We start from the raw sequence: 23,120 nt of genomic DNA, 5'->3' as shown, positions 1-23,120 counted from the left end.
TGGACCGAAGCCGTTCGATGGGCGTCGGTTCTTCACCAGGTGCCTCCTGTCGTGATGACCTCTCCGGGCAGGGCCATGTCGTCGTCGGGCAGAGGAGGGGCTGAGGGGTCGAAGCAGGAGGCCAGCAGCGCTGCGACCGCGCGGGAGTTCAGGAGCTTGGCGGTGAGCCCGCAGGAGCCGAGCACTCGGGATGCCTCGTCCAAGCGGCGTAGAGCTCGCGCGGCGGCTACGTCGCGGCCGTTGGTGCCGGCGGCGGGCTCGCGAATGATCAGTAGGACCTGGCGGCGTAGCAAGTCATGGCGAGCGGCCAACTCATGGAGGAAGGCGGAGTGTTCGAGCGCGGCGGAGGCGAGTGCAGGATGGGGCAGTTGCTGGGCGTTGTCCTGGAGCGTCGCGATGGTCTCGGTCAGGTCGACGCGTTCGGCTCGGACCAGGATCTGAGCGGGTCCTGAAAGGGAGTTGAGCCAGCGGCCGAAGACCGCGACCAGGGCATCCTGCTCATCAGGGGTGCGTAGGGCGAAGCTGACGGTGGAGACCTCGGCCACCGCGGCGACGCCGTCCGGCCCGAGATCGACCAGGCCATCACCGGCTACGCCGCGGGCGGGGAGCTTGAGGGGAGCGGGCAGGCGTTGCGGCCTGGCCGCTATCCAGTTGGGTGGCATGGGGATGTCCTTGGGGGATGCGACCAGGTGCTTGGGTGAGCGCTGGTGCCGGATGGCAGCCAGCACGTAGCGGTCGAGGGAGATGCCGTCGCGGTGCCCGACGGTAAGGAGGATCGCGGCAATTGCCACGGGCAGTGCCACCGCGGCACAGACGACGAGTGGCACGCGATCCCCGACTGCCGTGTAGGCGCCGTAGAGCGCGGCACCGGCGCCGAGCAGGATGGCCAGTTGCCGGGCGGTGAACGATCCGAGGATCTTGTCCGGCTGTTCCACATCGGCGGGAATCCGGGCGATCGACTCGTCCCAGCTCATTGGCTGCCACCTCCCCGCGGCTTGCGCGGGCGACGGAGCGGCGGGGTGGGAGTGGTGCGGCCGCGGTTTTCCGGCCATTCCACCTGGCCGGGCATCGGCGCGTTGGGCGGGACGATCGGCCGAACGGGGCGCTGCCCCTTCGGCGGCTCGATCGCTTGGTTGGGGTTGGATACGTTCCGGTTCCTCAGCGCCATCATCTGGCCGAGTCCTGCCGGGCCGTTGGCGTAGTAGGTCGTGCGCGGATATCCGTAGACAGGGGTGTTCGGGGGCACTGGTGGCTTAGGGCTCGGCGTGGGCTGATACCTGCCCTGGATGGCCGGCCCGGCCGGGGCATGTTTGATCGGTGCGGGTTGCCAGTTCGAGGCCCGTACGGGACGCCGCGCCCAGGTCGGGGCGTGCTTGGCCGGCCCCGGCCAACCGCGGGCGGCGGAAACGGCAGTGAGCGCGGTTGCCGCGGCAGCGCCGGCGGGCCCGCCGACCGTACCGGCAATGACCTTCCCTGCCAGTGCCCGCGTTGCCGCCTTGCCGATCCGGCGCTTACCGCCGCTGCCTCCCTTGCCGAGATGCATGGCTTTCCGGATCGGCATGGTGAGCTTGGACAGCACGGCGTACTTGATGATCCGCGTGATCGTTGAGCTGGAGTTCTGGATGAAGATCCGTCGTGAGATCCAGGACGGGATCCGGACCAGGATGATCAGCAGGCAGAGGGCCAGGACGAGGTTGACCAATTGCCCGGTGGGGGCGAGGCCGAGCAGGAACCGTCCGTCCTGGTTGAAGAAGATCCGGACGGCGAGGACCAGCGTGAGCGACTGAGCGACCTGGATGACCAGGAGGCCGATGAAGGCTCGCCACCAGAACCGGGCCAGCCCGTCGGTATGGGGCAGCGCGTGGCAGGCAAGGGCCAATGGCGCGGCCACCACCAGGAGCAGCACCAGTGCGGATCGCATCACGAAGCTGATCAGCAGCAGGATCACCAAGATGATCGCGACGAGTGCGAGGAGGGTGTAGAAGATCTGGAAGTCGCTCGGCGGCAAGATGAGCATCCGGATCTGCGCTGCCGCCCGCTTGTCGTCGAAGTCCTGCCCGAGGAGTGCCTTGGACAGGGCATTGCCGACTTCGATGATCTTTCCGCAGATCAGGAAGCTCGTGTTGGACGCCAGGATGGCCATTGCCAGGCGCGGCAGTACCTCCTTGACCGCGTACCGCGTCTGGACGCTCTGATGCCCCATCGCGGTCATCGCGCCGATCGTGGCGAGCAGGACGAACGCCGAGTCCGCCATAGCCGCGGTGACCTTCCACAGGTCGAGGACCCTGCCGGAGGCGGAGACGTCGGGCGTGATCAGCAGGGTTTCGGCCAGCGCGTCGAGCAGCGGCTTGATAGCCGATGCGACCAAATTGGCGAACCAGCCGTTGATCTGCTTGATGATCCAGTCGCCGAAGCCGATGCTCACCTGCGGAGGCGATGGCAGAACCTCCGGGCTGGGCGAGGGCGTCGGAGTGGCCCAGGCGGTGCTGGCGGTACTGGCTAGCGCCGCTGCCGCAATAGCGGCAATAGCGGCAACGAGCAGGACGCGAGCCGTTGTCCTGGTTGCTCGGGGTGAGGTCATGGCGCTCACCCGCCACCCACGATGCGCTTGAGTACGCTGACGAACAGCGGCGCCAGGACGGCCAGCCCGTAGCCGAACGCGGCCGCCTTGAGTGCCGCCTTGGCCTTCTGGACCTCGCCTGGGTCTCCGCCTGCCACCAGGTAGCGAAGCCCGCCAATGGTGAGCATGAGCGTTGCCAGCGCGGCAAGTAGGCCGATGAGCCAGTTCCGCAGGTTGTCGAAGACCGTGTTGAGATCCTGCGGTACCGCGGCCGCCCGTCGGGCTATCGGCGCGTCGGCCAGCGCGACCGATGCCGCAGCGGCAAGGACGACGGCAACCGCTGCCACGACCAGCACGCTCTGAATGAGACGGCGCCGACTGCGGCGTTGCCGGGTGGAAAGGGGGTTCCGCGCGGAGCCGATGAGGCTGCCCCGGCCTCCCTTCTGCTCATTGGTGATGGATTCCGGATCTGAGGTGATCCGGCTCCGCGCGGGAGTCTTGGGGGTGTCCTCCACCCCTCTGGGAGCGGTGGGAGTGATCGATAGGGACGGCGTCGGCTCCACGTTTCCGGACAGAACGGCATCGGCGAGGACCTGCTCACGCCACTGCCGCCGCTCCTCGACCGCCTCGGGCGTCAGCCCGAGCAGCTCGGCGTCCAGCTCATGGACCACGCACTTGCCGACCGCATCGGCAAGGACAAGATCCGGATGCTGCCACGGTGCGGCCGGCACCTTGGGTGCGTGCTCTGAGATGTGTTGGGCGGCCTCAGTTTCAGCGTTTCGCCGGGCTCGCTCACCGGCTCGCTGAGCAGCCGCGCACATACGAGGCAGGATGTTGGGCTGATCGAGGTCGATGTCCCTCACGGCGGCGATGAAAGCCGCTAGGACCTCGGTGTCGATATTCGCGGGACCGCCGGCGATGGGGTAGAGGCACAGCCGCCCGCAGATACGCCGCAGTGCGGGCACAGCCGTTCCCACGGCACCCGCCAGCCACTTCGGGCCGTCCCTGCGAGCCCGGATGACGAGCTCTCGCCAGACGACGTCGCGGGTGGCGTTGCACAGCATGCGCGAGGCCAGAAGGTCACGAAGCTCCGTCAGCGGGATCTGGCGTCGAGGAAGCTCGTGCGAGAGCTTCGCACCTTCGAGCGTCAGGCCGCCGGGAACGCTTGCGAAAAGTTGAAAGACGTGCTCGACGACATCGAGCGGTGAGCGGTCCTTGAGGGGCGTCTCACGAAGATCGGTACTCATCGGGTTGCTCCACTGCGAGAGGAATTTCGGTCTCGCAACCCGGTGTATGGGGCACCTCTGGCCAGGCTCGGGCGGCCAGAGGTGGGGGATTTACGCCACAACTACGGAACGTTGGCCGCCGAGGCACGGGTTAGCTTCCGGGTATGAGTCGCCAGAGAGCCGCCAAAGGCTGTACGAGGGCACAGAGCACGCCACGCCGTAGAAGTGATCTTGGCGGCCCGGCCTCTGAGCATGACGCCCAAGGTCACATTGCCGAACGAAGGCCTGCCAGAGCTCCGCAGGCATGTCGCCAGAGGCAGTTGTTGGAGTGAGGGGAGCGTTACCCCTTCAGGGCAACGCTGCGGATCTGAGGCCCGCCCCAACTGGCGATGACCAAGTTCATCACCGACACACCCACCGCTGTCGCAGCGACTTTTCCGAGCTCGGCAAGATCCGCGCTCAACGATGGCGACAGCCCGACAAAGCAACTGAATTCACCCGCAGCTCCCAAACAAGCCCCGCAGCACAAGGACCTCGGCGCCGGCGGACCATGGCTGCCGCACTCTGCTGCAAGCAGCAGCGCCGACGCCCCAAGCCGCCTGATCATCGTGCCGGTAGCCCTGCGCACTGCCCGCGCATTCATCGCCTGGTCACACCGCTATCTCTTGCCCCCCAGAAGCGCCAAGTTCGTCCTCGGCGTCAACACCGAAGACGGCACGCCTGTGGGCGTCGTCACCGCCGGACGGCCAACAGCACATGTCTTCAATGACGGTTTCACGATCGAGATCACTCGTCTGGCGACGGACGGTACCCCCAACGCCTGCTCAGCCCTCCTGGCCGCGGCCTGGAGAGCCGCCAAGGCGATGGGTTACCGCCGTCTGATCATCTACACCCGCGCTGGGGAACCCGGCACCAGCTTGCAGGCGGCCGGCCTCCGCCGCGTCGCCCCATCCGCCTGCAGGGGGTGGAACACCCTCGGCCGCCCCCTGGCCTCCCCCGGTGCCGACGACATTGTGCGCATCATGTGGGAGATCAGCGCAGGAACGCGGGGAAGGGCCAAGGGAGATAGGGCCTCATGAAGAGGATCACGCTCCGCGATCTACCGGACCTGCCACCTACCTTGGACCTAATGACTGCGGCCCAGGTACTCGGCATCGGCCGCACAACCGCCTATAGCCTCGCCAAGAGGGGCGAGTTCCCGGTTCACGTCATTCGGATCGGAGACCTCTACCGGGTATCTACAGGGGATCTACTCCAGTTGCTCAGGGGTTCGTCCTCCGAAGAGACGCCCACTCGTTGATCACCTCGGATGGGCCCTGGCGGCCTGCAGATCGCCAGAGCCCATCAAGGCGTAGATTGTGCCTTCTTGTCGCTGAAGCGTTCGTATCGGAGCTGATCGTGGTCATCATGGTCACTGCCCCACGTGAAGCATCTGTGCTCTACGCCTCCCCGAGCAGCTGAATGTCGTCGAGTTCGACGCCGAGATGGCGTTCAAGTTGTCGGGCGGCATCCTCTGAGGTATCGAACTCGTCGCCGGATGCGGCGACGCTCCCATCAGGGTTGATGACTTCAAACCGAACGCGGCCTGCCGACGTAGGCCGGAGGGCGAATCGCACCTCGTTCTCGGCTGCGCGGCGCGGACGACTCCTAGGCTTGGGCCTGTGGAGGACTCCTGTAACGCGTCTGAGCAACTCCACCAGATGAGAGGACAGCTCTGGTTGGGCGGCCAGGCGGAGGACCGCCGCTAGATCATCAACCACGTCAACTTCGCCTCGCTCGGCGCCAGCCAGGATCCGGATCAACTCGTAGACCAGAGCCCGCTCTTCGGTGAGGCGCTCATTCCAGTACTTGATGAGCGCATCTTTGGACGCGTCGCTCAGAGGTGAGTCTGTGATGCGACGGACTGTCTCAGTGATGGGAGACGGTGGTTCCGGTAGGTCCGCCTTGGCGTCAAACACACTGGGGCTAACGTGTCCCGCCAACGCCAAGAGCCCTTCCAGGCGTACACCGAGGGTATTGCTCAGCCTCGCAAGATGTTCGACCGAGGGCCGACTGCCTCGCCTCCACCTCAGGATCGTGGAAGGACTGATCTCAAGAGCTTCCGCCAGGGACGCGTCAGTTGGATAGCCCATGGCTCGTGCCATCTGCGTTAGCCATGAGGAGAAGGAAGTCTCTTCGCTAGTGCTACTGGAACTCACTGATCGACTCCCACATCTCTATCGTCGTACGCAACTGCACCATAGTCATCGCACATGTGCATACGCAATTGATCAACATACGGCTCATTCCGCAGGTGTTCGGCAGGTGGACACCGAACCAGGGGCCCTCCTCCGACTGCTGAGGCGACACACCGACCAAAGTCCTTGACGAGAACCATTAGATATGCATGTTTACATGCGAGGATGTGTGCATACGGGCGAGCGCCTGGATACCACCTAGAGGATTATTCGGCGCAACTCGATACCCAGCATTGGTTGCGTGCGCGGAAGTTGGCCTGCACCCGAGGGTCGCCAAGCGGTGTAAGCTAGCCCGAGATCTACCAAATGGCCAAGAGATGAACTTTGGTCATGAGGCGAGATGTGCCCCAAAAGGGGGACGGCCCAGCGGGTCGCGCGAGAGCTGCAACCTCTCGGACCCAGCCAGGCCGATGTCCCCCTCCACGCCCGCATATCTGCGGGGTCGGTTTCGATGCGACTCGGAGAAGGGATCCAGGGTGAACTATATCTGCGGGCCATAGCCACTCGTCCAGCGGATCGGTGACAAGCTAGACGTCGATATGGACTTGTTGTGGGCTGTCAACGCCCAGGACGGTCGACGCGTCACCGATGGTGTTCCTGATCAAATTATCCGTCGTGAGAGTGCGCATCACCCAGAACGGGCCCCTTGTGATCGCCGTCTCGCGACGCCTGTCCGGCTGACGCCGACAGCGGCGCCAGCCGGTCCTATCTCCAGGTTCTCAGCTATTGCCTGAGGTCCCGGCGCGGATAATTCCCCCAACAGGATGACCATGGTCCGGAACCAGCACGACTGGCCGCCTGAGCTTGCGGCCACGTCGGCCTGTGCTATCTGCGGGCTCTTTTATGACGAGTGGAGCGAGGACGTCTGGTGCACGTCCAGCGATTCTGCGAGCAGCGAGAACTCCATAGGCGAGTTCTCCAGCGCACCGCTTGAGACGATCTACCCCTCCGAGGCCGCTAAAGCTGTCCGTCAGAGGGTTGGTTGAGCTTGCCGAATAGGTAACCGCACAACGGAGTACGGCCCGCCTCGGCACATCCCGGGCGGGCCGGACTCTTAATGAGGATCAGGTAGGAGAACTCTCGACCTGAGACCGTCAGCGGCTCACCGAGAAACGCGCAGCCTCACCGCAGGCCCCACCGCTTGGCGGCAGTCGCGACCAAGGTCTTCCTACTCACAGTCCGAGCACCCTGACCACAGCACTCCTCATCAGCCGTCCGCAGAGCGGTCCTCAGTCGAAGAGGTGCTATTGGGGTACCTCGGACCATCCTTCTTCCTACGCGGCCCGTATGTTGGGTTGCCACGACACACAAGATCAGTGACGGCATTCGTGAGGCGTACTCGGCTACGCACGCGAAACGGTACGCCGGCCCACGGGCTGGTCAAATCCGGGTGCACAGCACGAGCAAGGTGCATCTCGACGTTCAACTCGATCTCAGTCGGCACCGTTCGAAGGTCTGCCTGCTGTCGATGTGGACTGATCTCTGTCACCTGATGACAGACGATCTTGGTGGCAAATTGATGGCAAATGATCAAGAGGCTAGATCCACAATATTGGAATCTAGCCTCTGAGCTGGTGAAACTCTGTGGGGCTACCAGGACTTGAACCTGGGACCTCTTCCTTATCAGGGAAGCGCTCTAACCGTCTGAGCTATAGCCCCGCGCACATCGAACGTTATCGCATCCGCAGGACGGAGGCGAACCGGTTGTTCGGACGAGGAAAAGCTTACCGCCTCCAGCGTGCTGCTCGCGCCGTCCCCGCCCACGGGGCCGGCGCGAGCGCCACGACTACTCAGCCTCGCTGAAGGTCACCTCGACGCCTCCGACCAGGTCAGAGGCGATGTTGTAGATGACCGCCCCCAACGTGGAGAGTGCGGTGATCAGTACGACGTTCACGGCGCCGATCAGTGCCGTGTAGCCGAGGATGCGCACCGGCTCGAACCAGGAGGCGATGTTGATGGGGATGGAGCTCTGCCCCTGCTCCCCCTGGCCGAGCTGGTTGACCAGGTCGACCAGCGAGTCGAACACACCCAGGGCCGACAGCACGCCGTACAGGACGGCCACCGCCACGAACAGCACCACGAAGCAGACCAGGGACACCACGAAGCTGAACTTCATGGCGGACCACGGCTCGACACGGCGCAGGACCAGGTGGGCCTTGCGGGGGAGCCGGGACCCCGAGGAGTTCGACGACTTCTTCTTGTTGGGCAGCTCGAGAGCGGGCGGGGCCTCGGTGGCGAGCGACGGACGGACGCGGACCGTGTCGTTGCCCTCCGGAGGCTGCGGGCCGGAACCAGGACCGGAACCCGGACCGGGGCCAGGACCGCCGGGACCGGGACCGGGACCGGGGCCGGGGGCGGACGGGGTGGGCATGGGTGACGGCGCGGGGGCCGTCGACCGCGACTCCTCCTTGGGCGGACCTGGCTTGCCCTGCGCGGGCGACGTGTCCTTGCCGTCGTCGACCGCGCCGAAGATCTCGGTTTCGTTGGGCTTCTTCGGCTGTTGTCCGTTACCCGAAGCCGCCTTTGTCCTGGCGGAGCCACCCTGGGCGCTCATGAACTACTCTCCTCCCCCGTCTTCCTCAGTTTCCACCGAAGTCTCCATCGACTCCGCGTTCCGGGCGAGGGCCACCACGCTGTCTCCTTCGGCGAGATTCATCAATCGCACTCCCATGGTCTGGCGGCCGGACTGCTTGATCTCACCGGCACTCGTCCGGATCACCCCGCCGGCGAACGTGATCGCGAAGACCTCGTCCTCTGGGTTGACCATGACGGCACCGACCAGCTTGCCACGGGAAGACACGATTTTCGCAGTAAGCACGCCCCTACCGCCACGTCCTTGAACTGGATACTGCTCCACTGGCGTCCGTTTTGCGTACCCACCCTCCGTGGCGATAAGCACATCTTGACCGTCGGCGAGTCGATTCATGGCGAGAAGTTCGTCACCGTCGAGGAACCTCATGCCGATCACACCGCTGGTCGCGCGGCCCATGGGCCGCAGCGCCTCGTCGGAAGCCGTGAACCTGATCGACTGGGCTCCCTTGGAGACCAGCAGCAGGTCGTCCTCCTCGGAGACCAGGCGGGCTCCGATGACCTCGTCGTCATCCCGCAGGTTGATCGCGATCAGGCCACCGGACCTGGGGGAGTCGTACTCGGACAGGCGGGTCTTCTTGACCAGCCCGCTGCGGGTGGCGAGCACGAGGTAGGGGGCGACGTCGTAGTCGCGTAGGTCGAGAACCTCCATAACTGTTTCGTCGGGCTGCATCGCCAAAAGGTTCGCGAGATGCATGCCACGCGCGTCACGTCCGGCGTCGGGCAGCTCGTACGCCTTGACCCGGTACACCCGCCCCTTGTTCGTGAAGAACAGCAACCAGTGATGCGTCGTGGTGACGAAGAAGTGGTCGACGATGTCGTCCTGGCGCAGCTGGGCGCCGCGCACGCCCTTGCCGCCGCGCTTCTGCGCCCGGTAGAGGTCGGTACGCGTGCGCTTGGCGTAGCCGCCCCGGGTGATCGTGACGACGATCTCGTCCTCGGCGATGAGGTCCTCGATCGACATGTCGCCGTCGTAGGCGATGATCTCGGTCTGCCGGTCGTCGCCGTAGCGGCCGACGATCTCGGCGAGCTCCTCGTTGATGATCTCCCGCTGACGGGCCTCGCTGGCCAGGATCGCGTTGTACTCGGCGATCTGCGTCATCAGGGAGTCGTACTCGTCCTGGATGGCCTGCCGCTCCAGGGCGGCCAGCTTGCGCAGCTGCATGTCGAGGATGGCCTGCGCCTGCACCTCGTCGATCTCCAGCAGCGCCATGAGGCCCTGCTGGGCGTGCGAGGCGGACTCCGAGGCCCGGATGAGGGCGATGACGTCGTCGAGCCGCTCAAGGGCCTTCAGGAGGCCGCGCAGGATGTGGGCGCGCTCCTCGGCCTTGCGCAGGAGGTAGCGCGTCCGGCGGACGATGACCTCGATCTGGTGCGCGACGTAGTGCCGGATGAACTGGTCGAGCCGCAGCGTGCGCGGCACCCCGTCGACCAGGGCCAGCATGTTGGCGCCGAAGGTGTCCTGGAGCTGGGTGTGCTTGTACAGGTTGTTGAGCACGACCTTGGCGACCGCGTCGCGCTTGAGCACGATCACCAGGCGCTGCCCGACCCGAGAAGAGCTCTCGTCGCGTACGTCGGCGATGCCGGTCAGCTTGCCCTCGCGCACCAGCTCGGCGATCTTGAGGGCGAGGTTGTCGGGGTTGACCTGGTACGGCAGCTCCGTGACGACGAGCGCCTGCCGCCCCTTGTCCTCCTCGACCTCGACCACGGCCCGCATGGTGATCGAGCCGCGCCCGGTGCGGTAGGCGTCCTCGATGCCCCGCCGCCCGACGATCAGCGCCTTGGTGGGGAAGTCGGGCCCCTTGACCAGCCTGATCGACGCTTCGAGCAGCTCCTCGTCGCCGGCCTCGGGATTCTCCAGGGCCCACTTGACCGCCGAGGCGACCTCGCGCAGGTTGTGCGGCGGGATGTTGGTGGCCATGCCGACGGCGATGCCGCCCGAGCCGTTGACCAGCAGCTGCGGGAAGCGCGCCGGCAGGACGTCGGGCTCCTGCGACTTGCCGTCGTAGTTGGGGCGGAAGTCGACGGTGTCCTTGTCGATGTCGCGCAGCATCTCCATGGCGATGGGCGCGAGCTTGCACTCGGTGTAGCGCATCGCCGCCGCCGGGTCGTTGCCCGGCGAGCCGAAGTTGCCCTGCCCGTCGACCAGCGGGTATCGCAGCGACCACGGCTGCGCCAGTCGTACCAGCGCGTCGTAGATCGAGGTGTCGCCGTGGGGATGGTAGGTGCCCATCACGTCACCGACGACGCGGGCGCACTTGAAGTAGCCGCGGTCGGGACGGTAGCCACCGTCGTACATCGCGTAGAGCACTCGCCGGTGCACGGGCTTGAGACCGTCGCGGACGTCCGGCAGCGCCCTGGACACGATGACCGACATCGCGTAGTCCATGTAACTGCGCTGCATCTCGGACTGGATGTCCACAGGCTCGATGCGCTCAGCCGGGGGAGTGGTGTTCACGTCCGTCACAGGTGATGATCCCTTTTCTAACTAAACGTCGAGGAAGCGGACGTCGCGCGCGTTACGGATGATGAAGTCGCGCCGGGCTTCCACGTCCTCGCCCATGAGCACGCTGAACAGGTCGTCGGCCTGCGCCGCGTCGTCGAGCGTGACCAGGCGCAGCAGCCGGGTCTCCGGGTTCATCGTGGTCTCCCAGAGCTGGCCCGCGTTCATCTCGCCGAGACCCTTGAAGCGCTGTACGTTGTCCCGCGGCCGCGGGTCGGCCTTGCCGTTGGCGATCCCTTCGGCGATGACCGCGTCGCGCTCGGTGTCGGAGTACGCGTAGGAGGCGTCCTCACCCTTGCGGTCCCACTTGATCTTGTAGAGCGGCGGGCACGACAGGTAGACGTGGCCGGCCTCGATCAGCGGCCTCATGAACCGGAACAGCAGCGTCAGCAGCAGCGTGTTGATGTGCTGGCCGTCGACGTCGGCGTCGGCCATGAGGATGACCTTGTGGTAGCGCAGCTTGGCGATGTCGAACTCGTCGTGTACGCCGGTGCCCAGGGCGGTGATCAGCGCCTGGACCTCGTTGTTCTTGAGGACCTTGTCGATCCGCGCCTTCTCGACGTTGAGGATCTTGCCGCGGATGGGCAGGATCGCCTGGAAGCGCGAGTCGCGGCCGCCCTTGGCCGAGCCGCCGGCCGAGTCTCCCTCGACGATGAACAGCTCGCACTTCTCCGGGTCGTTCCACTGGCAGTCGGCCAGCTTGCCCGGCAGGCCGCTGCCCGATTCGAGCAGTGACTTGCGCCTAGTCAGGTCGCGGGCCTGGCGGGCGGCCATGCGGGCGCGCGAGGCCTGCAGCGACTTGTTGATGATGTCCTTGGCCTCGCCGGGGTTGCGCTCGAACCAGTCGCGCAGGTGGTCGTTGCAGGCCTTCTGCACGAACGACTTGGCCTCGGTGTTGCCCAGCTTGGCCTTGGTCTGGCCCTCGAACTGCGGCTCGGCCAGCTTGACCGAGATGATCGCGGTCAAGCCCTCGCGGACGTCCTCGCCGGAGAGGTTGTCGTCCTTGCCCTCCTTGAGGAACTTCTGCTCGCGGGCGTAGCGGTTGACGATCGTCGTCAGCGCCGCGCGAAAGCCCTCCTCGTGGGTGCCGCCCTCCGCGGTGTTGATCATGTTGGCGAAGGTGTAGACCGACTCGGAGTAGGAGTTGTTCCACTGCATGGCGATCTCGACCGCGATGCCGTCACCCTCCTCCTCGAAGGAGATGATCGACGCGTGCGCCGCCTCCTTCTTGGTGTTGAGGTGCTGGACGAAGTCGGTCAGACCGCCCTCGTAGCAGTAGGTGACGGTGTGAACCTCGCCGTTGATGTGGTCGGGACGCTCGTCGGTGAGCGTGATCGTCAGGCCCTTGTTGAGGAAGGCCGTCTCCTGGAAACGGCGCGAGAACGTCTCGTAGTTCCAGGCGGTGGTCTCGAAGATCTCGGGGTCGGGCCAGAACGTGATCGTGGTGCCGGTCTCGTCGGTGCCCTCGCCCTTGGCCAGCGGCGCGAGGGGCTTGGACATCTCGTAGCGCTGGCGCCAGTAGTGGCCGTTCTGCTTGACCTCGACGTCCATGGCGGTGGACAGCGCGTTGACGACGGCCGAGCCGACGCCGTGGAGGCCGCCGGAGACCGCGTAGGACTGGCTGTCGAACTTGCCGCCCGCGTGGAGCGTGGTCAGCACGACCTCGACCGCCGAGCGGTTCTCCTTCTCCATGAAGCCTGTGGGGATGCCACGGCCGTTGTCGACCACGCGTACGCCGTTGTCGGCCAAGAGCGTGACGTCGATCCGGGAGCAGTAACCGGCGAGGGCCTCGTCCACCGAGTTGTCCACAATCTCGTAGACGAGGTGGTGCAGGCCGCGCTCCCCGGTGGAGCCGATATACATACCCGGGCGCTTGCGAACCGCCTCAAGCCCCTCGAGTACGGTGATAGAGCTAGCGTCGTAGGACAACTGCGAAATCCTCCTGCCGCGGACACGCGGCGGGGGAGGCCATCAACCTGCGAAAGCTGCCCCTACCGTGCCCGTCACCGTCGTGAGTGCCCCGATGCGCGGTCACCCAAGGGAAGTCGGCTTAGCGCCGGGGTGACACGCAAGCGGACGTGTCCGGAATCCGTCTTCAGTCTACCGGGTCCGGCGGCCGAAGGTGGCAAGGAACGCGCCTGTGATGGCTCCTAGCTCGTTTTGCCCCCCGGTAAGCATCCCCCCTTCGGAAAGGGGGCTTATCGCGTCTGTGGCTTTCTGATCGCCCCTGGGGCCCAACCGGAGCAGCAAAAGTGCCTGCTGCGGAAAACCGCTGATCGAGGCTATCCGTAGGTGTCGCCAGGGCCCCGGCTTCCGGTCACCCGCAACCCTCCGGACGGCCGGGGAGCGTTCTGCGGGCCTCTGACCTTGACCTTTGTGACGGTGCCGTCGCCGAGCTCCTCGTTGAGCCGGCGGACGAGGGTGCGCGCGAGCAGCCGCACCTGCGTCGCCCAGGCCGTGGAGTCGGCCGCGATCAGCACCTCGCCGTCCTCGAACGACTCGGGCTTGGTGTGGGCGGCCAGGTCAGGACCCACGATGTCGATCCAGCGCCCGAACACCCCGCCGACCGCCGCCGAGCGCTCCCAGCCGCGGTCGGCCAGGAGGTCGGCAATGGCACGTCCGAAAAGCTGTGGATCGCCGCCCTCCCTGCGCGGCCCCGCCGCCTTGCGCCTGGGTTCGCGCCGGGGGAGCTGGCCGCGCTTGGCCGCGTCGGCCTTGGCCTGGGCGAGCTTCTCCCTGGCCATCGCGGCTCCCCTGGCCGCGGGGTTGTCGTCAGCGGACACGGGTCACGCTCCCTTCTGCGACGTCGAACCGGCCTCCCACCAGCTCCGCGGGCACGTCGTCCGGCACAGCGGCGGTGATGAGCACCTGCTCGGCCGGCGCGACGATCTCGGCCAGCCGCCGCCTGCGCTGGCTGTCGAGCTCGGCGAACACGTCGTCGAGGATCAGCACGGGATCGCCGCCGTCGGCCCGCAGCAGGTCGTACGCCGCCAGCCGCAGGGCCAGCGCGAACGACCAGGACTCGCCATGGCTGGCGTAGCCCCGGGCGGGCAGGTCGCCCAGGCCGAGGATCAGGTCGTCGCGGTGGGGGCCGACGAGCGTGACGCCGCGCTCGAGCTCCGCTGAGCGGACCTCCAATAGCCGCTCCCGCAGCCGTTCTTCAAGGGTTTTCCCCAAGTCTGTGGATAACGTCTGTGTATCGAAAGATCCCCGCTCACCGGCGGCTTCGTCCTCCGAGACACCCTCATCGGTATCCCCACCTGTGGACAACGTGCTGCGGTAGGCCAGCGTCGCGGGGTCGCTCCCGGGAGCGAGCGCGGAGTAGGCGCCGGCCACCAGCGGGCGCAGCGCCTCGACGAGCTCCAGCCGGGCCCGAAGGAGCTCCGCGCCGTGCCTGGCGAGGTGGGCGTCCCACACCTCCAGGGTGCTCAGCACGTCGCCCGCGCCGGCCGCGGTGAACCCGCTGTCGCTCTCGGCCCGTCTGGCGCTCCTGCTGCCCCTGCGGGCCTGCGCGGCCGTACGCAGGAGCGCGCCGCGCTGCTTGAGCACCCGGTCGTAGTCGGCCCGGACGCCGGCGAACCTGGGCGTCCTGGCCACCAGGAGGTCGTCGAGGAATCGGCGCCGCTCGGCCGGATCGCCCTTGGACAGCGACAGGTCCTCGGGGGCGAACAGCACCGTACGCAGCAGGCCGACGACGTCGCGGGCCCTGGACACGGGGGAGCGGTTGAGCCTGGCGCGGTTGGCCCGCCCCGGGTTGAGCTCCAGCTCGACCAGCGCCCGGCGGTCATCCCTGTGGACAGCGCAGCGCACGATCGCCCGCGTGGCGCCCTTGCGCACCAGCGGCGCGTCGCTCGACACCCGGTGACTGGAGTGCGTCGCGACGTAGCCCAGGGCCTCGACCAGGTTGGTCTTGCCCTGGCCGTTGGGCCCCACGAACGCCGTGACGCCCGGCTCCAGGCCGAGCTCCACGGACGCGTACGACCTGAAGTCGGTCAGCGAGAGGTGGGCGACATGCACCCCACGAGGTTAGTGCGCCTCGGGGATGCCTGTGGTCACCGACGCTCGGTCTCGCGCGGCGGGATCACATCGGCGCCGGGGGAGTCGGCCCCCTTTTCGGTGCTGCCCTCCGCGGAGGTGGTCGCGTGGCCGCCGAACTGGTTGCGCAGCGCCGCGACCACCTTCATCGCGGGGGAGTCGTCCTGCCGCGAGGCGAACCTGGCGTACAGCGAGGCGGTGATGACCGGCAGCGGCACCGCGTGGTCCACAGCCGCCTGCACCGTCCACCGGCCCTCCCCGGAGTCCTGTGCATAACCTCGGAGCTGCTCGAGGTGCTCGTCGTCGTCCAGCGCCCGGACCATCAGGTCGAGCAGCCAGGAGCGGATCACGGTGCCGGTGCGCCAGCTCTTGAACGAGCCCTTGACGTCCTTGACGACGTCGGAGGCCTCGAGCAGCTCCCAGCCCTCCGCGAACGCCTGCATCATGCCGTACTCGATGCCGTTGTGGACCATCTTCGCGAAGTGCCCGGCGCCGACCTCGCCCGCGTGCACGAAGCCGTCCTCGCCCTCGGGCTTGAGCGTCTCGAAGATCGGCATGAGCCGGTCGACGTTGGCCTGGTCGCCGCCGCACATGAGCGCGTAGCCGTTCTTGAGGCCCCAGACGCCGCCGCTCACGCCGCAGTCGACGAAGCCGATGCCCTTCTCGGCCAGCTCGGCGGCGTGCTTCTGGTCGTCCACATAGTGGGAGTTTCCGCCGTCGACGACGATGTCACCGGGGTCGAGCAGCTCGCCGAGATCGTCGATCGTCGCCTGGGTGGGCTTGCCGGCGGGGACCATGACCCAGATCGCCCGCGGCTTCTGCAGGCGTTCGACCAGCTCCTTGAGGCTGCCCACGTCGCTGATCGCGGGATCGCGGTCGTAGCCGACGACGTCGTGACCTCCGCGGCGCAGGCGTTCGGCCATGTTGCCGCCCATCTTGCCCAGTCCGACCATGCCGATCTGCATGTTGTCCTACCCCCTTGTCAGACTTCCATCATCCCCGATGACAGGATCAGCCTGACAGGCGGATGGGCATGATCAGGTAACGGTAGTCCGTAGCGGCTCCGTCATCCACAGGCTTGCCACCGGTGAGGATAGCTGGCTTCGTCGACGTGGTCATCTGAAGTCGCGCAACATCCGAGTCGATGGCCCCCAGTCCCTCGAGCAGGAACTGGTGGTTGAAGGCGATGTTCATCTCCTCGCCCTCGTAATCCACAGGCAGGGCCTCGACGGCCTGCGCCTCGTCGCCGCTGCCCGCCTCGAGCACGACCTCGCCGCTCTTGAACGCCAGCCGTACCGGGGTGTTGCGCTCGGCGACCAGGGCGACGCGCTTGACCGCCTCCACGAACGGCCCTGTGGACAAGTCCGCGCGGGCGGAGAACTCCGTGGGCAGCAGCGACCGGTACTTGGGGAACTCGGGGTCGAGCAGCCGCGTGGTGGTCCGCCGTCCGGCGCTGGAGAAGCCGATCATGCCTTCGCCGGTGCCGCCGGCGGAGCTGAGCGCGATCTCCACCTCCGCGCCGGTCGTGCCGAGCGCCTTGGCCGTGTCGGCGAGGGTCTTGCCCGGGATCATGGCGATGGCGGCGAAGTCGGGCTGGCCCGGCTGCCACTTCAGCTCGCGTACGGCGAGCCGGTAGCGGTCGGTCGCGGCCAGGGTCACCGTGTCGCCCTCGATCTCCATCCGCACGCCGGTGAGCATCGGCAGGGTGTCGTCCCGGCCGGCGGCGACGGCGACCTGGCCGACGGCGGAGGCGAACACGTCGCTGCCCACCCGGCCGGCGGCCGGCGGCATGGCAGGGAGGGACGGGTAGTCCTCCACAGGCATGGTCAGCAGTGTGAATCGAGCGCTGCCGCAGGTGACGACCGCCTTGGCGCCGTCCACCACGAAGTCCACAGGCTGTGCAGGAAGTGCGCGGGTGATCTCGGCGAGCAGCTTGCCCGAGACCAGCACGACGCCGGCCTCACCGGTCTGGAGTTCGAGCGTCACCTCGGCGGAGACCTCGTAGTCGAAGCCGGACAGCTTCAGCTGCTGTCCCTCGGTGACCTCCAGACGCATGCCTGCGAGCACGGGCACCGACGGGCGCGCCGGGAGGCTGCGTGCCGTCCATGCCACCGCCTCAGCGAGAACGTCTCGCTCGATTCGGAACATCACGGTGATCGGCCTCCTGGGTTCGTCGTTGATTCAAGTGTTCACTCTCCCGCACCTGAGCTCCGGGAGAACCCCTCTATGGGTCTTGAGTTTCTTTGTTAGAGAGATAAGAGGTCATCACACTAGGGGCTGTGGAAACTGTGGACAACCGGCGTTCTAGCTGCTCAGCAGCCCTGTTTTCATCCACTGGGGGTGTGGGTGACGCCTGGGGAGAACTCGCGCGCCTGGGGATGACGAGTCTGTGCACACAGGCTGTCCCCAGATCTTGGTGCCTTCATCCACGGGTTATCCACGAGGTTTCCACAAGTTGTCCACGGGGTAAAAGGGACGCGGCTGGAGTCCCAGATCGCCTGTTCACAGGACGTCCACACGTTATCCACGAGTAGTCCCCAGGTTCTCCCCAGGGTGTCCCCAACCTTGTCCCCAGGCCCTGTGGGGGATTTTTTCGGGCATTGTGTGGCGAAGAGCCGGCGGGTTTCGGCGTTTCCGCAGATCCACAGTGTTTTCCACAGGCTGTGCATGAAGTTCAGGCTCCGCGGGATGTCCGCTTGATACGCAAAGTCAGCTCGTTGACCTGGTTGTACATCGACCGGCGCTCGGCGATGAGCGAGCGGATCTTCCGCTCGGCGTGCATGACCGTGGTGTGGTCGCGGCCGAACTGCTGGCCGATTTTGGGCAGCGACAGCTCGGTCAGCTCGCGGGCCAGATACATGGCGATCTGCCGGGCGTTGACGAGCGCCCGGCTGCGTGAGGTGCCGCACAGGTCGTCGATGCTGATGCCGAAGTAGTTGGCGGTCTCGGTCATGATCGCCGCGATGGTGATCTCGGTGTCGGACTCCGAGGTGATCAGATCCTTGAGCACGACCTCGGCGAGCTGCAGGTCCACACCCTGCCGGTTGAGGCTGGCGAACGCGGTGACCCTGATCAGGGCGCCCTCGAGTTCGCGGATGTTGGTGGAGATGCGGCTGGCGATGTACTCCAGCACCTCGGGCGGCGCGGCCAGGCCCTCCTGGATGGCCTTCTTCCTGAGGATCGCGATCCGGGTCTCCAGCTCCGGCGGCTGGACGTCGGTGATCAGGCCCCACTCGAACCGGTTGCGCAGCCGGTCCTCCAGCGTGGTCAGCTGCTTCGGCGCCCGGTCGCTGGAGATGACGATCTGCTTGTTGGCGTTGTGGAGGGTGTTGAAGGTGTGGAAGAACTCCTCCTGGGTCTGCTCCTTGCCCTCCAGGAACTGGATGTCGTCCACAAGCAGGATGTCGATCGCCCGGTAGCGTCCGCGAAAGCCGTCGGCCTTGTGGTCGCGGATGCTGTTGATGAAGTCGTTGGTGAACTCCTCGGAGCTCACGTACCTGACCCGCGCGCCGTCGTACAGGCTCTGTGCATAGTGCCCGATCGCGTGCAGCAGGTGCGTCTTCCCCAGCCCCGAGTCTCCGTAGATGAAGAGCGGGTTGTACGCCTTCGCGGGGGATTCGGCGACCGCCACGGCCGCCGCGTGGGCGAACCGGTTGCTGGCCCCGATGACGAATGTCTCGAATGTGTACTTCTGATTGAGCCTGGCCGGTTCGCTGGGCTTGTTGCTCTTCGCTTCCCACCGGTTCGGAGCCGGCTCCGGCTCCTTTTCCACAGGCGGTGTGTACGGCTGCGCCTGTTCAAAAGAGAAGCCCGGCTGTGGATATTCGGTGGATATCTGGGGCGGCTCAGGCTGTGGAGAATAGAACTGCGGAGGCTCCGAAGCCTGCTGGTGCTGCGATGGCGCGGGCTGTGCGTAGAGCGGCTGGCTCTCCACATTCTGGGGATAACTCTGAGTCACAGGCTGTTGATGAGGGTCGACCGACAGCTGCTCCGGCGCCGTGGTGTCGATCATCACGGCCACCCGCATGGTCCGGCCGAGCTCCTGTGACAGCGCGTGCGCCACGAGCGGGCGCAGCTTGTTGCCCTCGATGAGGTCCTTGATGAAGTCGTTGGGGACGCCGAGCACGATCGTGTCGTTCGCCAGCGCGATCGGGCGCACCATCCCAAGCCACGTACGCTGCTGGATCGGCACGTTCTCGTTGAGGAAGTTGCTCAGGGCCCTCGCCCATACCGTGCCGAGGTCGACACCGTTCATGGTGCGGCTCCCCCTCCTTCCTCTCGCGGCCCCCCGCGATCGTTTATCCACATGCGCGGCCGCCCGCGGTGATCGGCGGCCCGTTCGTCCACAACGTGGCGGCCGGGCTTCGTGCCCAGGCCCTCCACAGGAGATCCACAGGTTGTGCACAGCCCTTTAGCAGGTTCGAAAGGGCCGACAGTATCTATGTGCACAGCTGTGTTCAAGGCATTGTCCACAGCCTAGTGGCACCTGGGTGCACATACTGTGGACGCCGGGGCGGCGGTGGAAAAGTCGCCTGTGGAAAGGTGGATAACCCGTCCAGTTTGACCTGAGGGGTGCTTCCCCCGTAACGTACGACGGTCGGCTTGTCACGCGACGGCTATTTCGCGTGCCCTCGCTTCCCTGGCAGGCCATCCATGTGTGTACAGCGTCCTTGTGGCGCACCTTCAAGCCTGGAGCCCACCCGTGAGCAAGCGTACTTTCCAGCCGAACAACCGTCGCCGCGCGAAGACCCACGGCTTCCGGCTGCGGATGCGCACCCGGGCCGGTCGCGCCATCCTCGCCGCTCGCCGCCGCAAGGGCCGCGAGAAGCTGTCGGCCTGATCGTTCCGCGCGTATATGGCCCGTCGGTGCGTCCTGCCGGCGGGCGTTAGGCGTATACGGTGCTGTCCCGTCACTCCCGCATGCGGCGCGGGGAAGAGTTCGAGGCGGCGGTCAGGCGCGGTAGGCGCGCTGGTCGTCCGACTCTGGTGGTGCATTTCGCCACTTCGGGGGAAGAGTCCCCTCGAGTGGGTTTCGTGGTGAGCAAGGCCGTAGGCGGCGCCGTGACCCGGAACAAGGTCAAGCGACGGCTCCGACACCTGATGCGGGACCGTCTCGACCGGCTGCCGCGAGGTAGCCTGCTGGTGGTACGCGCCAATCCACCGGCCGCGTCCGCGCGATTCGAGCTTCTGGCCGCCGAGCTCGACTCCGCACTGGAACGTTTGCTCAGGCGGCGCGAGTCCTCGACGGGTGGACAAAAATGACGGAGCAGCCGCAAGGGGTGACGCCGAGCCTCGCCGCTCGGGCGCTGATCATCCCGATCCGGTTCTACCGGGCGTTCATCAGCCCGATGCTGGGTCCACGCTGCCGTTTCTACCCGTCCTGCAGCGCGTATGGACTCGAGGCGATCGCCACGCACGGAGCGTTGCGCGGCATTTGGCTGACTGTCCGGCGCATCGGGCGGTGCCACCCATTCCATCCCGGAGGTATAGACCCGGTGCCCCCACGCCCGGTCCGGTCCCACGAAACGCAAGGGAGATAGCTCGGTGGAGCTGTCCTGGCTCAACTGGCTGTACACAGCCGTCGCCCAAGTCATTACCTGGATCCACCAGGCATACAGCACGGTGCTCGACCCGAACAGCGGCTTGACCTGGGCGCTCACCATCATCACGCTGACCATCTGCATGCGGATCCTGATCTTCCCGCTCTTCCTCAAGCAGATGCGCTCGTCGCGAAAGATGCAGGAGCTGGCGCCGAAGGTCCAGGACCTCCGCAAGCGCTACAAGAACGACAAGCAGCGCATGAACCAGGAGGTCATGGCGCTGTACCAAGGTGCGGGCGCCAACCCCCTCGGCGGCTGTCTCCCTGTCGTGGCCCAATTCCCGATCTTCATCTCGATGTTCACCGTGCTGCGGGCGATCGCGGCGGACCAGCCGAAGTTCGGGATGACGCAGGAGTTGGTCGACAGCGCCAAGCATGCCCTCATCCTGGGCGCCCCGCTTCCTGCCACGTTCTTCGAGGCCGCCCAGGTCAGCGAGAAGATCATCATCGGTTGCTTCGTCGCGATCAGCTCGCTCACCACCTTCCTCACCGTCCGGCAGAGCGTCACCCGCTCGATGGCCCAGATGCCGGACAACCCCATGGCGCAGCAGCAGAAGATCCTGATGTACATCTCGCCGCTGTTCGCCTTCTTCAGCCTGAACTTCCCCCTGGGCCTGATCCTCTACTGGGTCACCACCAACCTCTGGACCCTGGGCCAGCAGCACTGGTTCTACAGCCGGCACCCGATGCCGCAGTTCGACGCCAAGGGCAACGCGGTCCCCATCGAGGTCAAGCCCGGCCTGTTCGCCAAGCTTCGCAAGACCACGCCCGAAGAGCAGGCGCCTCCGCCCCCGCCGGAGCCTAAGATCGTCAGGCAGCAGCCAAGCCGCCAGTCCCGCAGCAAGCGCACCGGCAGCAAGAAGTCTTGAACATGAAGGAGAGGCCGGCCATGACTGAGGCCGAGCAGGAGAAGGCTCCTGATCTCAACGCGCTGGAGCAGGAAGGCGAGATCGCTGCCGACTACGTCGAGGGCCTTCTCGACATCGCCGACATCGACGGCGACATCGACATGGACGTCGAGGGCGACCGCGCCATGGTCTCCGTCGTGGGGCTCAAGGGCAACGAGCTCGTCGGTCCCGGGGGAGAGGTCCTGGAGGCGCTCCAGGAGCTGACCCGCCTCGCCGTGCACCGGCAGACCGGTGAGCGCTCGCGCCTGATGCTCGACGTCGGGGGCTACCGCGAGCGGCGCAGGGCCGAGCTGACCAAGCTGGGCACCGAGGTCGCCAACGAGGTCAAGGACGGCGGCGAGCCCAGGTCGCTGCACGCGATGACGCCCTTCGAGCGCAAGATCGTGCACGACGCGGTGGCGGCCGCCGGGCTCCGCAGCGAGTCCGAGGGCGAGGAGCCACACCGCTACGTGGTGGTCCTGCCCGCCTGAGGGGTGTTACGCCATCCGATCCGGCCGTCTGCCCGCACGTACGCGTGGTGGACGGCCGTTTCGCATTTATGCTCCTTTTATCCCTGTACGTATGTCGTAGCGCGCATTTATGCGCGCATGCCCCTTGTTAACGTTCCCCATCCGGACCGGGTCACACGGACGGCGGCGTGCTGAAAGGTCGCCTTCAGACCGGCCCGCTAGTCTTCCACTGTGATCTCACCTTTAGCCTTGGGTAGAGACCACCCGGCTTCCCACCGAACAAGGGCCACCAGCCCCAGAAAGGGCCACCGACCAGTGAGCGATGAGCTTCCGGCGCCGCCGGACATAGCGCGGGACGTCTTCGCCGGGGAGGCTTGGGAACGCGCGAACGCGTTCGCCCAGCTGCTGGCGGGGCCCGGCGTGGTCCGCGGGCTGCTGGGTCCGCGTGAGGTGCCCAGGATCTGGGATCGCCATCTGCTCAACTGCGCGGTCGTGGCTGAGGCCGTGCCTCCGGACGTGCACCTGGTGGACATCGGCTCCGGCGCCGGGCTGCCCGGGCTCGTGCTGGCGATTGTCCGGCAGGACATCACGGTCACGCTTCTGGAGCCGCTGCTTCGCCGTACCGTCTTCTTGGAGGAGTGCGTCGAGGCGCTCAAGCTCGACAACGTCGAGGTGCTGCGCGGCCGGGCGGAGGAGCTGGTGGGCAAGCGCGAGTTCGACGTCGCCAGCGCTCGTGCCGTGGCGCCGCTCGATCGCCTGCTGAAATGGGCCATGCCGCTGCTCCACGAGGGTGGCGAGCTGATCGCCATGAAGGGGGAGCGCGCCGCCGAGGAGCTCGCCGAGGCAGAGTCCCAATTGCGGGCCATCGGGGCACGAACGGCCGAGCTTGTGACCGTCGGGCACGGTAAGGTCGAGCCGCCTGCAACACTGGTTCGGGTGGTAGCGGGTCGCACGCCGGAGCGAGCCAGGCGTCGACGAAGGAGGTGACGGTCGTGCCAGTCGCGTCAAGCGGTC

20 protein-coding genes and 1 tRNA gene are annotated in these 23,120 nt (G+C 66.4%); 8 read left to right on the top strand and 13 right to left on the bottom strand.

Going from position 1 to position 23,120, the window contains the following annotated elements; translation table 11 throughout:
- Positions 1-32: 32 nt before the first annotated feature.
- The 3 genes from ACWEPL_RS13375 to ACWEPL_RS13365 all read right to left on the bottom strand — a co-directional run bounded on the left by ACWEPL_RS13375 (position 33) and on the right by ACWEPL_RS13365 (position 3,807).
- Positions 33-974: a PrgI family protein gene (locus tag ACWEPL_RS13375; RefSeq protein WP_452436224.1), complete on the bottom strand. Its 942-nt coding sequence runs from the start codon at positions 972-974 to the stop codon at positions 33-35.
- Positions 971-2,425: a conjugal transfer protein TrbL family protein gene (locus ACWEPL_RS13370; RefSeq protein ID WP_452436223.1), complete on the bottom strand. Its 1,455-nt coding sequence runs from the start codon at positions 2,423-2,425 to the stop codon at positions 971-973. Before ACWEPL_RS13370 ends, ACWEPL_RS13375 begins: the two co-directional genes overlap by 4 nt.
- A 161-nt stretch (positions 2,426-2,586) precedes the next feature.
- Complete coding sequence (locus ACWEPL_RS13365; RefSeq protein ID WP_452436222.1) at positions 2,587-3,807, bottom strand: hypothetical protein; 1,221 nt, start codon at positions 3,805-3,807, stop codon at positions 2,587-2,589.
- 368 nt (positions 3,808-4,175) lie between these two features.
- On the opposite strand from ACWEPL_RS13365, the gene ACWEPL_RS13360 reads away from it, so the two are divergent.
- Complete coding sequence (locus ACWEPL_RS13360; RefSeq protein WP_452436221.1) at positions 4,176-4,865, top strand: XF1762 family protein; 690 nt, start codon at positions 4,176-4,178, stop codon at positions 4,863-4,865.
- The gene (locus ACWEPL_RS13355; protein ID WP_452436220.1) at positions 4,862-5,086 is read left to right on the top strand and encodes a helix-turn-helix domain-containing protein; all 225 of its coding nucleotides are present in this window, start codon (positions 4,862-4,864) and stop codon (positions 5,084-5,086) included. The genes ACWEPL_RS13360 and ACWEPL_RS13355 overlap by 4 nt, the downstream gene beginning before the upstream one ends.
- 139 nt (positions 5,087-5,225) lie before the next feature.
- On the opposite strand, the gene ACWEPL_RS13350 is transcribed toward ACWEPL_RS13355, so the two are convergent.
- From ACWEPL_RS13350 to dnaA, 10 genes are all read right to left on the bottom strand, one after another.
- Positions 5,226-5,930 carry a helix-turn-helix domain-containing protein gene (locus tag ACWEPL_RS13350; RefSeq protein WP_452436219.1) on the bottom strand — a complete coding sequence of 235 codons (705 nt, stop codon included), beginning with the start codon at positions 5,928-5,930 and terminating at the stop codon, positions 5,226-5,228.
- A gap of 1,678 nt (positions 5,931-7,608) precedes the next feature.
- A tRNA-Ile gene (locus ACWEPL_RS13345) sits at positions 7,609-7,682 on the bottom strand.
- A 127-nt stretch (positions 7,683-7,809) separates the two neighbouring features.
- Positions 7,810-8,577 carry a DUF3566 domain-containing protein gene (locus tag ACWEPL_RS13340; protein WP_452436218.1) on the bottom strand — a complete coding sequence of 256 codons (768 nt, stop codon included), beginning with the start codon at positions 8,575-8,577 and terminating at the stop codon, positions 7,810-7,812.
- Positions 8,578-8,580: 3 nt separating this feature from the next.
- Positions 8,581-11,079 carry a DNA gyrase subunit A gene (gyrA, locus tag ACWEPL_RS13335; RefSeq protein ID WP_363978772.1) on the bottom strand — a complete coding sequence of 833 codons (2,499 nt, stop codon included), beginning with the start codon at positions 11,077-11,079 and terminating at the stop codon, positions 8,581-8,583.
- Between the two features lie 21 nt (positions 11,080-11,100).
- On the bottom strand, positions 11,101-13,044 hold the full coding sequence (gyrB, locus tag ACWEPL_RS13330; RefSeq protein ID WP_363978775.1) for a DNA topoisomerase (ATP-hydrolyzing) subunit B: 1,944 nt from the start codon (positions 13,042-13,044) through the stop codon (positions 11,101-11,103).
- A gap of 353 nt (positions 13,045-13,397) precedes the next feature.
- Positions 13,398-13,898, bottom strand: a complete 501-nt coding sequence (locus ACWEPL_RS13325; protein ID WP_363978777.1) for a DUF721 domain-containing protein — start codon at positions 13,896-13,898, stop codon at positions 13,398-13,400.
- Positions 13,888-15,132 carry a DNA replication/repair protein RecF gene (gene recF / locus ACWEPL_RS13320; RefSeq protein WP_364252007.1) on the bottom strand — a complete coding sequence of 415 codons (1,245 nt, stop codon included), beginning with the start codon at positions 15,130-15,132 and terminating at the stop codon, positions 13,888-13,890. Before recF ends, ACWEPL_RS13325 begins: the two co-directional genes overlap by 11 nt.
- 35 nt (positions 15,133-15,167) lie before the next feature.
- A complete protein-coding gene (gnd, locus tag ACWEPL_RS13315) occupies positions 15,168-16,115 on the bottom strand; it encodes a phosphogluconate dehydrogenase (NAD(+)-dependent, decarboxylating) (protein ID WP_363978782.1) in 948 nt (315 codons plus the stop codon).
- Between the two features lie 46 nt (positions 16,116-16,161).
- Positions 16,162-17,301 (bottom strand): DNA polymerase III subunit beta, encoded by a 1,140-nt coding sequence (dnaN, locus tag ACWEPL_RS13310; RefSeq protein ID WP_355192871.1) that lies wholly within the window; start codon positions 17,299-17,301, stop codon positions 16,162-16,164.
- Positions 17,302-17,824: 523 nt separating this feature from the next.
- Positions 17,825-19,405, bottom strand: coding sequence for a chromosomal replication initiator protein DnaA (gene dnaA / locus ACWEPL_RS13305; protein WP_350724228.1), 1,581 nt, complete (start codon positions 19,403-19,405; stop codon positions 17,825-17,827).
- A 447-nt stretch (positions 19,406-19,852) separates the two neighbouring features.
- On the opposite strand from dnaA, the gene rpmH reads away from it, so the two are divergent.
- The 6 genes from rpmH (at position 19,853) to rsmG (ending at position 23,093) form a co-directional block, all read left to right on the top strand.
- A complete protein-coding gene (rpmH, locus tag ACWEPL_RS13300; RefSeq protein ID WP_043614899.1) occupies positions 19,853-19,990 on the top strand; it encodes a 50S ribosomal protein L34 in 138 nt (45 codons plus the stop codon).
- An 80-nt stretch (positions 19,991-20,070) separates the two neighbouring features.
- Positions 20,071-20,412, top strand: a complete 342-nt coding sequence (rnpA, locus tag ACWEPL_RS13295) for a ribonuclease P protein component (protein ID WP_452436217.1) — start codon at positions 20,071-20,073, stop codon at positions 20,410-20,412.
- On the top strand, positions 20,409-20,690 hold the full coding sequence (gene yidD, locus ACWEPL_RS13290; protein ID WP_319718238.1) for a membrane protein insertion efficiency factor YidD: 282 nt from the start codon (positions 20,409-20,411) through the stop codon (positions 20,688-20,690). The genes rnpA and yidD overlap by 4 nt, the downstream gene beginning before the upstream one ends.
- A 4-nt stretch (positions 20,691-20,694) precedes the next feature.
- Positions 20,695-21,618: a membrane protein insertase YidC gene (gene yidC / locus ACWEPL_RS13285; protein ID WP_363978790.1), complete on the top strand. Its 924-nt coding sequence runs from the start codon at positions 20,695-20,697 to the stop codon at positions 21,616-21,618.
- 20 nt (positions 21,619-21,638) lie between these two features.
- Complete coding sequence (locus tag ACWEPL_RS13280; RefSeq protein ID WP_192789032.1) at positions 21,639-22,127, top strand: Jag family protein; 489 nt, start codon at positions 21,639-21,641, stop codon at positions 22,125-22,127.
- 294 nt (positions 22,128-22,421) lie between these two features.
- Positions 22,422-23,093: a 16S rRNA (guanine(527)-N(7))-methyltransferase RsmG gene (gene rsmG / locus ACWEPL_RS13275; RefSeq protein ID WP_363978794.1), complete on the top strand. Its 672-nt coding sequence runs from the start codon at positions 22,422-22,424 to the stop codon at positions 23,091-23,093.
- Positions 23,094-23,120 lie beyond the last annotated feature (27 nt).

It is taken from the genome of Nonomuraea sp. NPDC004186, assembly GCF_053603495.1.
Note: the sequence above shows the minus strand (reverse complement) of the source record. Positions and strands in the feature narration are given on the sequence as shown.